Consider the following 15,592-nt stretch of genomic DNA (forward strand, 5'->3'; position numbering starts at 1 on the left):
ATATTGGTTCTTAATACAGACATGACCCTGGACCAGTTGCGCATTTTCGTCGCCGTCGCCGAGCGCGGCCATATGACCAAGGCGGCGGAATTGCTGGGCATTTCGCAGTCGGCCGCATCGGCCGCCATCCGGGCGCTTGAAGAACAGCACGGCGTCCATCTGTTCAACCGCGTCGGCCGCAACATCGAGCTTGCCCAGACCGGCCACCGGTTCCTGCCGGAGGCCAAGGCCGTGCTCGAGCGGGCCGCCGCCGCGCGCAATGTGCTGGAGCATGTCTCGCAGACCGTCACCGGCAGCCTCTCGATCGCCGCCAGCCAGACCATCGCCAGCTACTGGCTGCCGCGCCGGCTGGCTTCCTTCCACGAAGCCTATCCGGCCGTCAGGCTGAGCGTCTCCATCGGCAACACCAGGCAGGTCGAGGCCAATGTCCTCGATGGCGCGGCGGATCTCGGCCTGGTGGAGGGGCGCACCGAGTCCGACATATTGCGCCGCACCAAGGTCGACGTCGACAGGCTGATCCTGGTGGTTGCCAGCGCGCATCCGGAGATCCCCGAAATCGCGCCCGGCCGCCCTGACATCACGGGCCTGCGCTGGATCATCCGCGAGGGTGGTTCGGGTACGCGCGAGGTGCTGGAGGATCTGGCGCGCCACGAAGGGATTTCGCTCGCCGACCTCCAGATATTCCTGGTGCTGCCGAGCAATGAAGCTATTCGCCAGGCCGTCGAGGCGGGGGCCGGCGCCACCATCATTTCCGAACTTGTCGTGGCGCGCGCCGTCGCCGAAGGCAGTCTCAAATCGGTGCCGCTCGACTTGCCGAAACGCGACTTCGCCATGATCGCCCATCGCGATCGCCAGGCAAGCCTGGCCCAGATGGCGCTCAAGGCGCATCTGGGTACGTCGGATCAACGGTGAGGGTTCGCTGAGATTCAGGTCAGGCCGAGTCGAAAATGGCTGATGCCGAGAACCGGAGCGGAGCGTACTTAAAGTACGTGAGCACCGGAAGCGCAGGTATCAGCCATTTGCAAGCCGGCATCACCTGAATATCAATGGACCCGGTCAACCGAACTTTCGCTGCGCATCCAGCGCCAGGCCAAGTCCGACCGAGCCGAACATGTCGCCTTCGATGACGGATGCCTGCGGCACCAGCGACAGGATTTCTCGCCTTGCCAGCGGGATCGCGGTCGATCCGCCGGTCAGGAATACCGCGGTGATGTCGGATGGCTTCACCTCAGCGTCCCGGATGGTCTGCGCCACCGTCGCTGTGACCCGCTCGATGTCCCTGGCAATCGTGGCATCCAGCCCGTTGCGCGTGATTTCGGCGGCGAACTCCGCACCCGGCAGCTTCACCACGACCTCTGCGGATGACCTGTCGGTCAGCTCTATCTTGGCTTTTTCGACAAGTGCGGCCAGCGCGTGTCCATAGCGGTGTTCGACGATGTGGATGAAACGGTCGACCAGGTCGGCGCGCTCGGCCTCGTAGCGGATCTGGCGCAGATGCGTCATCGCCTTGGCGGTGTAGACCAGGTTGATGCGCTGCCATGTCGCGAGGTCGATGAAGTAGCTTGCCGGCAGATTGCGCTTGCCGTCCTTGGTCGGCGTCAAATAGCCGAGTTGCGGCATCACATGGGCGATGCTCAGCAGCCGGTCGAAATCCGTACCGCCGATATGGACGCCTCGGCTGGCCAGGATGTCGTCCTTGCGGTCGAGCGAGCGGGAGCGCTGCGGCGAGACGCGCACGATCGAGAAGTCCGACGTGCCGCCGCCCATATCGATGATCAGCGCCAGTTCCTCGCATGTCACCTTTTGTTCGTAGTCGAGCGCCGCCGCGATCGGCTCGAACTGGAAAGCGATGTGCTTGAAGCCCTGGCCACGGGCGGCGTTCTCGAGTTCGCTTTGCGCCTTCGCGTCGGCCTCGGCATCGTCGTCGACGAATTGCACCGGCCGGCCAAGAACGACGGTCTCGACCGTATCGCCGGCATCTGCTTCCAGCCTCATCTTGAGATGTCCGAGGAACATGCCGACGATGTCCATGAAGCCGATCGACCGCGATTTGATGCGGGTCTTTTCATGGGCCAGCGAACTGCCGAGCACGCTCTTCAGCGAACGCATCAGCCGGCCTTCGATGCTGTCGGTGTAGTTGGCGATGGCGTGACGGCCAAAGCAGGTGCGGTTGTCCTCGAAGTTGAAGAACACGGCACTGGGCAGTGTCACCTGGCCGTCCTCCAAGGCGACGAGGCGCGGCTGCCCGTTGCGGACCACGCCAACGGTGGAGTTCGAAGTGCCGAAGTCGATGCCGCCGAAGGCTGGTCGCATGACAAGTTCCTGTATTTGTCGTCGGCGAGCCGACAGGCGCCGAGAAATCGCGCGCTGCCCGGGGACGGGCTGCGCTGCCGAACCGAATTGTTTGTGTCTGCCATTTGGCTGGGGAGCGCGGTCTACCGCATGCCCCGGTAAAGGGAAACCACTTTTCGGGAAAAGTTCTGAAGTGCGTCGCGTTTGAGTGGATTCACGCGACGCACTTCAGGTCTTGATTCGATGCATGTCGCTCGCCCAAAACCGGGCCACTTTTGGGCGACATGCATTAATCCCGCCGGAAGATCAGCCTTCCGAGCCAGCCGGTCAGCATGGCCAGCGATATCGCGAAGACGCCGTAGAGAAAGGAATAATTGTGGGCGACACGGAAGATCGACTGTTCGAAACCGGATTTGCGGATTTCGAGCTGGGCCGAGCTTTCCTTGATGAACAAGCCGCTCTTGAACAGGAACGCGCGGGCTTTATGGGTTCCAACTGGCACATTTGGCGCCAGCCTCACTGTGGCGCGGAAAAGGTTCTGCGACAGGAATTGCACGCCGCCGACATTCTCGCTGTAGAGGCCGGTCGCCGACTTGCGCTCCCGCAGTGCCGCCGTGAACTCCTCGATCGTCGCCGGGCTGTCGCCGGCATCGGCGGGCTGCATGTAGAGGTTGGAGGCGCCGAGCGACAGCTGCTTGTAGCTGTTGGGTTCGGTGATGTCCTGTAGCGGCCGCGTCGTCGCCACCGAATAGGAGACCGGCACGTTCTCGAAGGTCTCGGAATCCAGATTGACCCAGACGCCTAGCACCCTGTCCTTGCGGCGCACCACCACCGGTTTGGGCGGACCTTCGAGCACGACGATGACGTCGTAACGGCCTTGGCGCGCGACAAGTGGATCCGGGTTTTCCAGCGAACCGAAAATGGTCAGGTCGGCCCCGGAAAAGCCGGCGGTGATCGAGACATTATCGGTGGAGAGACCGATCTGGATGCCTTCGGTCAGCGGGACCTGTGCCTTCGCCGGCACGGCGGCCGCAAGCAGCGTCAGGACAATGGCGGTTGCGAATGTGTTGCGAGCCATCATCAGTTGAGGCCCGCGGCAGACAGCGAATAGAGGTTGGGCGGGGTGACGAAAAGATCGATCGCCAATCGTATCGCCACCGCCAGCACCAGCAGCGCCAGCAAGGCCCTGAGTTGCTCGCCGCGCAGCCGCTGGCCTGCCTTGGCGCCGTACTGCGCACCGGCGACGCCGCCCGCCATCAGCAGGAAGGCCAGCACGACGTCGACCGTCTGGTTGGTGGTGGCGTGGACCAGCGTCGTATAGGCGGAGGTGAAGATGATCTGGAACAGCGAGGTGCCGATGACGACGTTGGTCGGCACTTTCAGCAGATAGATCAGTGCCGGCACCATGATGAAGCCGCCGCCGACGCCCATGATCGACGACAGGAAGCCAATGCCGGCGCCAAGGCCAAGGACGGGGATGACGCTGACGAACAGTTTTGACGCCCTGAACCGCATCTTCAGCGGCAAGCGGTGGATCCAGTTGTGCTGGCCGGATTTCTTCAGCACCGGCGCCGCACCGCTGCGCGTGGCGCGCAGCGCATTGACGCTTTCGACCAGCATCAGCCCGCCGACGGTGCCGAGCAGCACGACGTAGAGCAACGAGATGAACAGGTCGAGCTGGCCGAGCCTGCGCAGGAAGGCGAAGACGTAGATGCCGCCGGTGGAACCGACAATGCCGCCGGCCAGCAATACCCCGCCGAGCTTGAAGTCGAGCGTCCCTCGCTTCATGTGCGAAAGGACGCCGGAGACGGAGGAGGCGATGACCTGGTTGGCGCCCGTGGCGACCGCGATCGCCGGGGGTATGTTGTAGAAGATCAGCAGCGGCGTGATGAGGAAGCCACCGCCGACGCCGAACATGCCCGACAGGAAACCCACCGCCGCGCCCATGGCCAGCAGGACGAAGATATTGACGGAAATTTCCGCGATCGGGAGATAGATGCCCACCCGTCAGTCTCGATCAGTTCTGCCTGTCGGCGAATGCAACCGTTGCGGGCATCTTGGCCCGACAAGCCAATTCGTTCTTGCGCCGGAGGTGCTGCGAAGTCAAACCGCGCTACGCCACCGAAACAAAAAACATCTCAATCAGTTAACAGGCGAATGTGTGGCAAGGGCGTCGTGGAAACGACGCCTCTGCCGTTATTTGCGCGCCAGCAGTGCCTTGACCAGTTTTTCATCGACTTCGCCGGTCGCCGGCATCTTGTTGTCGGTCTGGAAAGCCATGATCGCGGTCTTCGTCTTCTGGCCCATCTTGCCGTCGGCGCCGCCGGCGTCGTAGCCGTTCTTGTTGAGAATGCGCTGGATGTTCTGGACGGCTTTCTTCATGTCGATGCTGGCTGTCGTCTGCGGTGTGCCGTCCTGCCAGGACTCGGGAATGTCGGCCGAATTGGCCGCTGCATCCAGCGGCTTGGCCTTCCACAGTTCGGTCGCGGCGCGGGCGCGTTCGAGCTGCTCGGGCCGCAGCGCATTGGCGATCTCGTCACGCTTGGCAGCGGCATCCTTGTCGCCGGTCTTGGCGACGAGCGCGAACCATTTGTAGGATTCCTCGAGGTTCTGCTTCATGCCGACGCCCTTGGCGGCGAGGATGCCGAGATTGAACTGGCTGTCCTTGACGCCGACGTCGGCGGCCGCCTGGAACCAGTGCGCGGCCGATTCATTGTCGGTCACGCCGTCTGCCGCCATGGCGAACAATACGGCCAGATTGTGCATGCCGCTGGCGTTGCCCTGTGCTGCGGAAAGCTGGTACCAGGTCTTCGCCTTCTTGATGTCGCGCGCGACGCCGATGCCCTTTTCGTAGAAGTTTCCGATGCGGTATTCGGCCGGCGCGAAGCCGAGTTCCGCCGATTTCTCGTACCATTTGGCGGCTGCCGCCATGTCTTCCTTGACGCCGCGTGACTCGGCATAGCGCGAGCCGATTTCGAACAGCGCCTTGGCGTCGCCGCTGGCGGCGGCATCGCGCAAGGCGGCCGGGCCGGCGTCAGCGGGAATGTCGAACTTCGTCGTCATCGCCGGCGAGGCGTCCGCTGGGGGGACCGCGCCCGTGGTGTCCTTGGCGGTGATCGGCTCAGCCGCCATAGGCTGGGCGCCGGTGTCGGCAGCTTCCGCGGCGACCGGAACGGTCGAGGCCGGCGCAGCCGAGGCTGTCTCCCCAGACACCGCTTGGTTCGCATCAGCCGATGTAACCGAGGCGACGGGCGCGGGAACCGGCTCTGCGGTCGGCGCGGCACTCATCGACGGCTCGGCGCCTGGCGGCGTGGCAATCATGCTTTGCGCGGCCATGTCGTCCTTGGTTGCCGGTGCGGACGGCTCGGCCTGCCTGACGGTGTGGTCAGGCGCACTTTCCACTGCCGCGGGCTGCGCGTCCATCTTAGGTTGGCCGGCGGGATCGAGCGAGGCGGTCTGCACCGGCTGTGAGGCGACGATCGGCGCAACATCGTTGCTCGCCACCTGGGCCGGATCGGCGAAGAAGGCCTTGCCCAGTTGCAGGGCGCCCAGCGCCAGCAGGATCGCGGTTGTCCCCATCAGGATCGGCTTGCGCCGTGCCTTGAGCAGGTCGCCGATCCGCAGTGCCTTCACCGGTCCGGTCACCGTCGACTGGCGCTTCAGCGCATCGGCCTCGGCGGCCGCGGCCTGCGCCGCGCGCCGGGCAGCGGCGATGAAATCCGACTTCGCGGCGTCGGTGTCGCTGGGCTTGGCCGGCTGGCCGCGCTCGTCGCGCACGCGCTTCATGATGGCGTTGAGGTCAGGTGCGCCGGAACCGGGCTCCAGCGGCCGGTTGGCCATTTTCGGATCGAGCGGTTCGTCGAGATCGACGCTCGGGATCGGGGCACTCGGCGCCGAGCCGGCCAGTGGCGGGATGTCCGCCTCCTTCTTGCCCTTGAAGGCGCGGGCCAGTCCGCCGAACATCGACCTGCGGCCGCCCGACTGTTCGTTCTTCTCGACAATTGTGTCGGAGCCGAGAGCAGCCATGGCCGCAGCCGCTGCGGCTTCGGCCGGCGTGCGCGTTCCCATACCCAGGCCGCCCAGATCGCTACGAGCACCCGGCTCGTTGCGCAGGATGGCGGCGGCACGGCCATCGCGATCGGCCAAGTCCCCAGTCAATGGCAGGGGCTGATCGATATCCATCGATGGCGCGTCCACGGCCATCTTGGGTCGCCGCGCGCCGCGCCAGTTGCTCGGCTCGACCGGTGCCGCGTCCAGCAATTCGCTCATCGCCTCGACCGGCTCGCCGGGTTCGAGCGAGCCCAGCCGGTCGACGATCTTGAGCAACGTGTCGTGGATGGCCTCGAACGTTCTCGAATTGCGCTCGTCGGAGCGCCGCGTAAGCGTTTCAAGCGTCTTCAAATCCTGGGCGAGGCCGGAAACCGCGGTCGTATTGGCGCTCGAACCGGCCAGCGATTGGACTGCGTTCTCGGCGGCTTCGCGCGCTGCGCCAAGGATGGAATCGCGGGTTCCTGCGAGCGACTTTTCAATTTCGTTGAGACGCGGGCTGATGTCCTCGAATTCCGGCAGCGGGGTGCTGGGCCTGGAAAGATGGGCGGACAGGCCGGCAACCTGTGCTTCCAGGCTGCGGATCAGCGCCGGATCGATGCCGGCCACCTGCGCGGCCGACGCATCCAGCCGGCTTGAAATGTCTTCGAGCCGGCTCTCCAGGCCGCGGATTGCGGCTTCGCCCGCGGGATCCGGTACACGCGTTTCCATACGCTTGGCGAGCGCCGTAAAGCGGGCATCGATGGCGTCCATGATGCCGGCGCTGTCGATCTGCGGCATGCGTTGGTCGAGCCTGTCGGCAACCTCATCCAGCCTGCGCTCGAGATCGCGGAACAGCATGTTGCCCTGTTCGATGGCGTCACCCTGGCGGCGTTCCATCATGCTCGACAGCACGTCGAAGCGCTGCTCCAGCCCATGGAAGATGTAGTCGGCGTCAGGCATGGCTGGTGCCTGGTCGATCTTGTCGGCGATGAGTGCGATCTGCTTGGCCAGGCGCTCCATCGCCTGCTCCGGCAGATTGGCGCGACCGGCGAGTTCGTCGACCCGACCGGACAGCGTGCTCAGCCGGTCCATGACTGCGTTGCCTGGACGATCCTGCGCCACTTCCTCGATCTGGCTGGCAAGCGAGTCGATCCGCCTCTCGATGCGCTCGAAAGCCTCGTGGTCGAATGAATTGGCTTGCGCGGCGACCGTGGATGCGACGATGGCGCGGGAAATCTCATCCAGCCGCTCGTCGATCATGCCAAGCGTGTCGCTGCCGCGATTGTCCTGGTGGCTGGCGAAATGGTCGACAGCGCCGGCAAGCGTGCGCACCTTCTCCTCCAGCGATCGCAGCGACAACGATTCCGGCAAATTGTTGACGGCATTGCTGATCTGCTCCAGCCGGGCGGTCAGAGCAGACAGGCCCGGGTCGTCCGACCGCTTGCGCTGGTCGGCGTCGACGCGGTCTTCGAACGCCGTCCAGCGGCGATCGAAATCGTCCCAGCGGCGGTCGACCTTCTGCACGCTCTCTTCGCGTGCCAGCGTTTCGAGTGCGGCTTTGACCTGTTCGAGTTCGAGCCGCAGCATGTTGACGCTTCTGTCGTCGCTCTTCTCGGCCAGTGTCTGGATGGCGCCCGAAAGCCGCTCGAACTCAAGACCGAGTTCAGCACTGCCCTTGGCCGAAGCACCGGGCCTTGCCCCTGACTGGAAAGCCCGCTCGATGTCCTTGCGCAGCGCTTCGAATTCCCGCTGCAGGCCTGCGGTCATCTGGTGGCGCAATTCCTCGCGCATGCCGCGCAATTCGCCGGCGATCTTGCCGACCATGGCAACGCCGTCCTCCTGGCCGCGCACGCGATCAATGTCGCGGGCAATGGCCTGATAGTTCTGCTCGAAAGCGGCGGCTCCCTGAATCGGGCTCTTCGGACGCAACGCGGGCTGCGGGTCCTCGTACCAGCGCTGCTGGCCAGCGGGCCGGGCTGCGGGATAGCGCGCATCGGCACCATATTGGCGTGGATCGGGTTGGCGGAGTTCGGGACGTGCCACCGGATCCTCGCGCGTCCGCTCCAGCCGCTGCTCCAGTGTCTCCAGCGACTGGTTCAACTGCTCGAGCGTGGTCTGCGGCCTGCGCTGCCTGCCGGCATTGAGTGTGTCGAGATAGGACCGCTTGCTGTTCATCGGTGCGTCCGTCTTTCAGAATGGCTGGCTCGCGGCCAGTTCCCCCAGGTCCCTATCGGAACGAAGGCGACCGGCGGCGATGCCGCGGCGGAAGACGAGCTTCCCGGGCTCTCGCCCGCGCTCCGAAAAACCGTGAAAAATTCGATACAGGATAAACACGGGTAGCCGACGCGCCCACATTTCCCCCAACGTGGTAAACAACGCGTTAACCAAACTTAAGAAATTGAAAGGATGCCGGCTGCCGGCCTGACGGTGCGGCATAAAGGGCGGCGCGCAGAACGCCCTTGCGTCATCATGCGGCAATCGGTATAGAATTGACGTAAACGTAAAAGGCGCATTGGGCGCATGTTTGCGATTTGTTTGTTGAAACCACGACTGGAAGCAGGCCCCCGCTTCCAGTCAGGCGACGCACGGTCCGAGACCGCGACGCCACCAGACGGGGAAAGCCAGTGACCATGAAGCTTATCTCGGCCGGCGAGACCGCGGCCAATACCAATATATCTGCCGAAGCCGGCGAGGACCTCGTCCGCATCGGCGAGATGGCGAAAAAATATGGAGTGACGCTGCGCACGCTGCGTTTCTACGAAGACAAAGGCCTGCTCAACCCGCAGCGTGACGGGTCGACCCGTCTCTACACGCGCCGCGACAAGGCCCGCCTCAAGCTGATCCTGCTCGGCCGCAAGGTCGGGTTCTCGCTGCGTGACGTCAAGCAGATGATGGATCTCTACGATCCGACCGGTTCAAACACCAAGCAGCTCAAGCTCGCGCTGGACAAGTCAGAAAAGCAGCTTGCCCGCCTGCAGAAGCAAAGGGCGCTGATCGACGACGCCATCAACGAGCTGAGCGGCTCGATGTCGGCGGTGCGCCAGATGCTGAGCGAGCGTTCGGCGCCGCAGGCGAGCGCCGCCAGCTAAAACAACCGTTCGGATTTGCGGCAGACCAAGTCGTCTGCTGATTGTCTGAGTTCTGTCGAGCCGCGTGGCCTGCCACGCGGCTTTTCGTTGTCCTGGCCCACTCTCATGGCCTTTCGGCGCTGGCTTGCGCAACGTCGCGCCGCTACGCTCATTGCTCCAGTGGGCGGGGAATCTTGTCGCATCGAAAAAATTGACGTTTACGCAAACGTCAATTTTTGCTATCCCGCTCCCAATATGGGTCCGCATGCCGCCCCTGGCTTGTCTTCGGGGCATTCGGACCGGGTTTGCAGGGTGGAGAAAAAGCATGCCGACATACAGGGCTCCGGTCCAGGACACGCTGTTCGTGCTCAACGAGGTTCTGGGTTATCAGCGTTATTCGAACCTTCCCGGATTTGCCGACGCCACGCCCGATGTGCTCGAGGCGATCCTGGCCGAAGGCGCCAAGCTCGCCGAAAACGTCATGCATCCGCTGAACCGTGTCGGCGACATGGAAGGCTGTGTGCGTCACGACGATGGCTCGGTGACCACGCCGAAAGGCTTCAAGGAGGCCTTCGACCAGTATCGCGAAGGCGGCTGGATGGGGTTGGCCGCACCAGTCGAGTTCGGCGGCCAGGGCCTGCCCTATGCCGTGCATACCGCCGTCGCCGAATATATGGTCTCGGCCAATATGTCCTTGATGATGTATCCGGGCCTGACGCAAGGCGCGATCGCCGCGATCATCACCCACGGCACCGACGAGCAGAAGTCAACATGGTTGCCGAGGATGATCGAGGGTGCCTGGACCGGCACCATGAACCTGACCGAGCCGCATTGCGGCACGGATCTGGGCCTGTTGCGGACCAAGGCGGTGCCGAACGGCGATGGCACCTATAAAATTTCAGGCCAGAAGATCTTCATCTCGGCCGGCGAACACGACATGTCGGACAACATCGTCCATCTGGTTCTGGCCCGCATCGAGGGTGCGCCGGAAGGCGTCAAGGGCATCTCGCTGTTCATCGTGCCGAAGCTCAAGCTCGACCCGTCGGGCAATCCGGGCACCAGGAACACCGTCTCCTGCGGCTCGATCGAGGAGAAGATGGGCATCCATGGCAATTCGACCTGCGTCATGAACTATGACGAGGCTGAGGGCACGCTGCTCGGCGAGGCCAATGGCGGCCTGAAGGCGATGTTCACGATGATGAACGAGGCGCGCCTTGGTGTGGGACTGCAGGGGCTGTCGCTGTCGGAGATCGCCTATCAGAACGCTGTCGGCTACGCCAAGGACCGTTTGCAGGGCCGCTCATTGTCGGGGCCGAGGGCGCCGGACAAGAAGGCCGACCCGATCATCGTCCATCCCGACATCCGCCGCAGCCTGATGACCATGAAAGCCTTCAACGAGGCCGGCCGCGCGCTGGCGCTGTGGACGGCGATCAAGTCCGACATTGCCCACCGCTCCGGCGACGACAAGGACCGCCAGGCCGCCGACGATTACACCGGCCTGATGACACCGGTGGTCAAGGGCGTGCTCACGGACAAGGGCTTCGACCACGCCGTCATGGCGCAGCAGGTGTTCGGCGGTCACGGTTATATCGAAGAGCACGGCATGAGCCAGTTCGTGCGCGATGCCCGCATCGCCATGATCTATGAAGGCGCCAACGGCATCCAGGCGCTCGACCTCGTCGGCCGCAAACTCGGCCTGAATGGCGGCCGCGCCGTGCAGGCCTTCTTCAAGGAGGTCGGTGAGTTCTGCGAGGAGAACCGCTCCGACGAGAAGATGGCGCCATTCACCAAGGCGCTGAAGAAAGGTCTCAACGATTTGCAGGCCGCCACCATGTGGCTGGTGCAGAACGGCATGGCCAAGCCCGACAATGCCGGTGCCGCCTCGACCGACTACATGCATCTCTTCGGCCTGGTCGCTCTGGGCTATATGTGGGCGCAGATGGCCAAGGTGGCACTTGGCAAGACGGACGCCAATGGCGCGCAATCTTTTTACGACAACAAGGTCGTGACGGGGCGCTTCTTCATGGAGCGGATCATGCCGGAGACGTCGGCGCATCTCGCCCGCATTTCGAGCGGCGCCGACACATTGATGGCACTGCCGGCGGAAGCGTTCTAAAGATGATCGGCGTCCTCCTCCCCCTTGAGGGGAGGGTGGCCCGAAGGGTCGGGAGGGGTCGCTGCGGCAGTGCGCCGGCCTCAGTTTCGATGATGCATGTCGGGAGGAGTATCATACCAGCATGACCAACCCAGCTGAAATCCTTGGCCTTCCGAAGCCCGCTTGGGCGGCGGACGAGGTCGGCATGCTCTACGACATGGCGCATCGCTTCATGTCGGAGGAGATCGCGCCGCGCTACGACGAGTTCGAGAAGAACGAGATGGTCGATCGCGAGAGTTGGCTGAAGGCAGGCTCCGCCGGCCTGCTCTGCGCCTCTATGCCGGAGGAATATGGCGGCTCCGGCGGCACCTTCGCGCATGAGAGCGCCATCATCGAGGCCATCGGCCATGTCGGCGTCGACGGTTTCGGCATCGGCCTGCACAATTCGATCGTCGCCCCTTACATCCTCCACTATGGCTCCGAGGAGCAGAAGAAGAAATGGCTACCGAAGCTGGCGACCGGCGAGCTGATCGGCGCCATCGCCATGACCGAGCCTGGCGCCGGGTCCGACCTGCAGGGCGTCAAGACGCGGGCGCAGAAGGATGGCAATCAGTACAAGATCAACGGCTCCAAGACCTTCATCACCAACGGCCAGCTTGCGAACTTCATCATCGTCGTCACCAAGACCGATCCGGAGAAGGGTGCCAAGGGCACCTCGCTGATCGTCGTCGAGACCGACGAGGTCGAAGGTTTTCAGCGCGGCCGTAACCTCGACAAGATCGGGCTCAAGGCCAACGACACGTCGGAGCTGTTCTTCAACGACATGCGCGTGCCGACCTCCAACCTGCTCGGCCATGAGGAAGGGCAGGGCTTCGTCCAGCTGATGCAGCAATTGCCGCAGGAGCGGCTGCAGATCGGCACCGGCGCCATTGCCATGATCGAGCGGGCGCTGGCGCTGACCATTGATTATGTCAAGGAACGCAAGGCGTTCGGCAAGGCGATCATCGATTTCCAGAACACCCAGTTCAAGCTGGCCGAACTCAAGACCGAGGCCACCGTCGGCCGCGTCTTCTACAATGATTGCGTCACCCGCCACATCGCCGGCGGCCTCGATCCTGTGACCGCGTCGATGGCCAAGTACTGGCTCAGCGACCTGCAGGGAAAAGTCGTCGACGAATGCCTTCAACTGCATGGCGGCTATGGCTACATGAATGAATACCCGATCGCCCGCATGTTCCGCGACGCCCGCGTCCAGCGCATCTACGGCGGCACCAACGAGATCATGAAATTGCTGATCGGCCGCTCTCTCTGAGAGCGACATCAGGCAAACCTAAGGAGCAAGCAAATGGCTGAAGCTTATGTCTATGACGCCGTGCGCACACCGCGCGGCAAGGGCAAGAAGGACGGATCGCTGCACGAGGTGCCGGCGGTGCGGCTTGCCGCCAAGACGCTTGAGGCGCTGCGCGATCGCAATGGGCTCGACACCGGCACTGTCGATGACATCATCTTCGGCTGCGTCGATCCGGTCGGCGAAGCCGGTTCGGTCATTCCGCGCGCCGCCGCCTTCGAGGCCGGCTACGACACCAAGGCGCCCGGCATGCAGATCTCACGCTTCTGCGCTTCCGGGCTCGACGCCATTAATTTCGGCGCCGCCAAGATCGCCCAGGGCGCCGATGAGATCGTCATTGCCGGCGGCGTCGAATCGATGTCGCGTGTCGGCATGGGCGCCTCGGGCGGCGCCTGGTTCATGGATCCTTCGGTCGGCCTGCCCGGCTGGTTCGTGCCGCAAGGCATCTCGGCCGACCTGATCGCCACCAAATACGGCTTCAGCAGAGACGACGTCGACGCCTATGCGGTCGAGAGCCAGAAGCGCGCCGCCAAATCCTGGGCCGATGGCCGCTTCAAGAATTCCGTCGTCCCGATCAAGGACCAGAACGGCCTGACCATCCTCGACCATGACGAACATATGCGCCCGTCGACCGACATGCAGTCGCTGGCCTCGCTCAACCCGTCCTTCGTCATGCCAGGCGAAATGGGCGGCTTCGATGCCGTCGCCGTGCAGAAGCATCCCGAGGTGGAAGAGGTCAATCACGTCCATCATGCCGGCAATTCGTCCGGCATCGTCGACGGCGCCGCCGCCGTGCTGCTCGGTTCGAAGAAAGCCGGCAAGGCGATGGGGCTGAAGCCGCGCGCGCGCATTCGTACCTTCGCCAACATCGGCTCCGAGCCGGTGCTGATGCTGACCGGCCCGGTCGACGTCACCGAGAAGCTGTTGAAGCGCGCCAAGATGAAGCTCTCGGACATCGACCTGTTCGAGCTCAACGAAGCCTTCGCTTCGGTGGTGCTGCGCTACATGCAGGCGTTCGACATCGATCACGACAGGATCAACGTCAATGGCGGCGCTATCGCCATGGGTCATCCGCTCGGCGCCACCGGCGCGATGATCTTCGGCACGGTGCTGGACGAACTCGAGCGCCGCGATCTCAACACGGCTCTGGTGACGCTGTGCATCGGCGCCGGCATGGGAACCGCAACCATCATCGAACGCGTCTGACGGGGAGAGAAACGATGAGCTACACCAATTTCACCCTCGACATCGACGCCGACGGCATTGCGCTGGTCACCTGGGACATGCCTGGCCGCTCGATGAACGTTTTCACCGAAGAGGCGATGCGAGAATTGAACGCCATTGTCGACAAGGTGGCTGGTGACGCCGCCATCAAGGGCGCCGTGATCACCTCCGGCAAGGACACCTTCTCCGGCGGTGCCGACATTACCCTGTTGCAGAAGATGCTGACGACCTTCGCCGCGGAAAAGGGCAAGGACGCCGAAAGGGCGACCAAGGCGCTGTTCGACAATGCCGGCATGATGACCGGCCTGTTCCGCAAGCTGGAAACTTGCGGAAAGCCGTGGGTGTCGGCGATCAACGGCACCTGCATGGGCGGCGCCTTCGAATTGTCGCTCGCCTGCCACGGCCGTGTCGCCGCCGATAGCGACAAGGTGAAGATGGCACTTCCCGAGGTGAAGATCGGCATCTTCCCGGGCGCCGGCGGCACCCAGCGCGTGCCGCGGCTGACCGATCAGCAGCAGGCGCTGCAGATGCTGACCTCGGGCCAGACACTGTCGCCGCAGAAGGCCAAGTCTATGGGCCTGATCCATGAGATCGCCGAGCCGGCCAGGCTCGTCGAGACCGCCAAGGCGATGATCAGGAATGGCCTGAAGCCGGTCGCTCCTTGGGACGAGAAAGGTTTCAAGCTGCCCGGCGGCCAGATCTATTCGCCCGCCGGCTTCAATCTGTGGCCGCCGGCCATCGCCATCCTGCGTCGCGAGACTTACGGCAACTATCCGGCCGCCGCCGCGATCCTCAAATGCGTCTATGAAGGCCTGCTGGTGCCGTTCGACACCGGTTTGCGCATCGAGCAGCGCTATTTCACCGAGATCATGCAGACGAGGGAGGCGGCGGCGATGATCCGCTCGTTGTTCGTGTCGCTGCAGGAACTGAACAAGGGCGCCCGCCGCCCGGCCGGCGTGCCCGAAACCAAGTTCAAGAAGATCGGCATTCTCGGCGCCGGCTTCATGGGCGCGGGCATCGCCTATGTCACCGCCAAGGCCGGCATCCCGGTGGTGCTGCTCGACCGTGATCTGGAGTCGGCTGCCAAGGGCAAGGCGCATTCCGACGGCCTGATCTCGGATCAGGTCAAGAAGGGCCGCGCCAAGCCGGAGGACAAGGACAAACTGCTGTCGCTGATCACGCCGACGGCGGACTATGCCGACCTTGCCGGCTGCGATCTGGTGGTCGAGGCCGTTTTCGAGGATTCGAGCGTGAAGAAGAGCGCCACCGAACAGGCGGAAGCCGTGCTGAAGCCATCGGCGATCTTCGCGTCGAACACCTCGACCATTCCGATCACCGGCCTGGCGAAGAATTCTGCGCGGCCGAAGAATTTCATCGGCATCCATTTCTTCTCGCCGGTCGACAAGATGATGCTGGTCGAGATCATCTTGGGCAAGAAGACCGGCGACAAGGCGCTGGCCACCGCGATCGACTTCGTTCGCGCCATCAAGAAGACGCCGATCGTCGTCAACGACACGCGCGGCTTCTACGTCAACC

At 63.6% G+C, this 15,592-nt stretch carries 10 protein-coding genes; 6 read left to right on the forward strand and 4 right to left on the reverse strand.

Annotated elements, in window-relative coordinates; translation table 11 throughout:
* Positions 1 to 21: 21 nt before the first annotated feature.
* A complete protein-coding gene (locus EN749_RS15115) occupies positions 22 to 912 on the forward strand; it encodes a LysR family transcriptional regulator (protein WP_128363437.1) in 891 nt (296 codons plus the stop codon).
* Between the two features lie 144 nt (positions 913 to 1,056).
* Here the strand turns inward: EN749_RS15115 and EN749_RS15120 are convergent, their stop codons facing one another.
* The 4 genes from EN749_RS15120 to EN749_RS15135 all read right to left on the reverse strand — a co-directional run bounded on the left by EN749_RS15120 (position 1,057) and on the right by EN749_RS15135 (position 8,496).
* On the reverse strand, positions 1,057 to 2,313 hold the full coding sequence (locus EN749_RS15120) for an Hsp70 family protein (RefSeq protein WP_127267782.1): 1,257 nt from the start codon (positions 2,311 to 2,313) through the stop codon (positions 1,057 to 1,059).
* Positions 2,314 to 2,581: 268 nt separating this feature from the next.
* Positions 2,582 to 3,373 carry a TIGR02186 family protein gene (locus tag EN749_RS15125; protein WP_127807946.1) on the reverse strand — a complete coding sequence of 264 codons (792 nt, stop codon included), beginning with the start codon at positions 3,371 to 3,373 and terminating at the stop codon, positions 2,582 to 2,584.
* The gene (locus tag EN749_RS15130; RefSeq protein WP_023811359.1) at positions 3,373 to 4,296 is read right to left on the reverse strand and encodes a sulfite exporter TauE/SafE family protein; all 924 of its coding nucleotides are present in this window, start codon (positions 4,294 to 4,296) and stop codon (positions 3,373 to 3,375) included. The genes EN749_RS15125 and EN749_RS15130 overlap by 1 nt, the downstream gene beginning before the upstream one ends.
* Positions 4,297 to 4,488: 192 nt before the next feature.
* Positions 4,489 to 8,496: a peptidoglycan-binding protein gene (locus EN749_RS15135; RefSeq protein WP_127807945.1), complete on the reverse strand. Its 4,008-nt coding sequence runs from the start codon at positions 8,494 to 8,496 to the stop codon at positions 4,489 to 4,491.
* Between the two features lie 455 nt (positions 8,497 to 8,951).
* Here EN749_RS15135 and EN749_RS15140 point away from each other — a divergent pair, with 455 nt between their 5' ends.
* From EN749_RS15140 to EN749_RS15160, 5 genes are all read left to right on the forward strand, one after another.
* Positions 8,952 to 9,410, forward strand: a complete 459-nt coding sequence (locus tag EN749_RS15140) for a MerR family DNA-binding transcriptional regulator (RefSeq protein WP_127811260.1) — start codon at positions 8,952 to 8,954, stop codon at positions 9,408 to 9,410.
* Positions 9,411 to 9,714: 304 nt separating this feature from the next.
* Complete coding sequence (locus EN749_RS15145) at positions 9,715 to 11,505, forward strand: acyl-CoA dehydrogenase (RefSeq protein ID WP_127807944.1); 1,791 nt, start codon at positions 9,715 to 9,717, stop codon at positions 11,503 to 11,505.
* Positions 11,506 to 11,626: 121 nt separating this feature from the next.
* A complete protein-coding gene (locus tag EN749_RS15150) occupies positions 11,627 to 12,796 on the forward strand; it encodes an acyl-CoA dehydrogenase family protein (RefSeq protein WP_127270389.1) in 1,170 nt (389 codons plus the stop codon).
* Between the two features lie 33 nt (positions 12,797 to 12,829).
* Entirely contained in the window at positions 12,830 to 14,038 is a 1,209-nt protein-coding gene (locus EN749_RS15155; protein ID WP_127268617.1) for an acetyl-CoA C-acetyltransferase, read from the forward strand.
* Between the two features lie 14 nt (positions 14,039 to 14,052).
* A partial coding sequence (locus EN749_RS15160; protein ID WP_128363438.1) for a 3-hydroxyacyl-CoA dehydrogenase NAD-binding domain-containing protein occupies positions 14,053 to 15,592 on the forward strand: 1,540 nt, incomplete at its 3' end.

Source organism: Mesorhizobium sp. M7A.F.Ca.ET.027.02.1.1 (assembly GCF_004022985.1).
Taxonomy (GTDB): Bacteria; Pseudomonadota; Alphaproteobacteria; order Rhizobiales; family Rhizobiaceae; genus Mesorhizobium.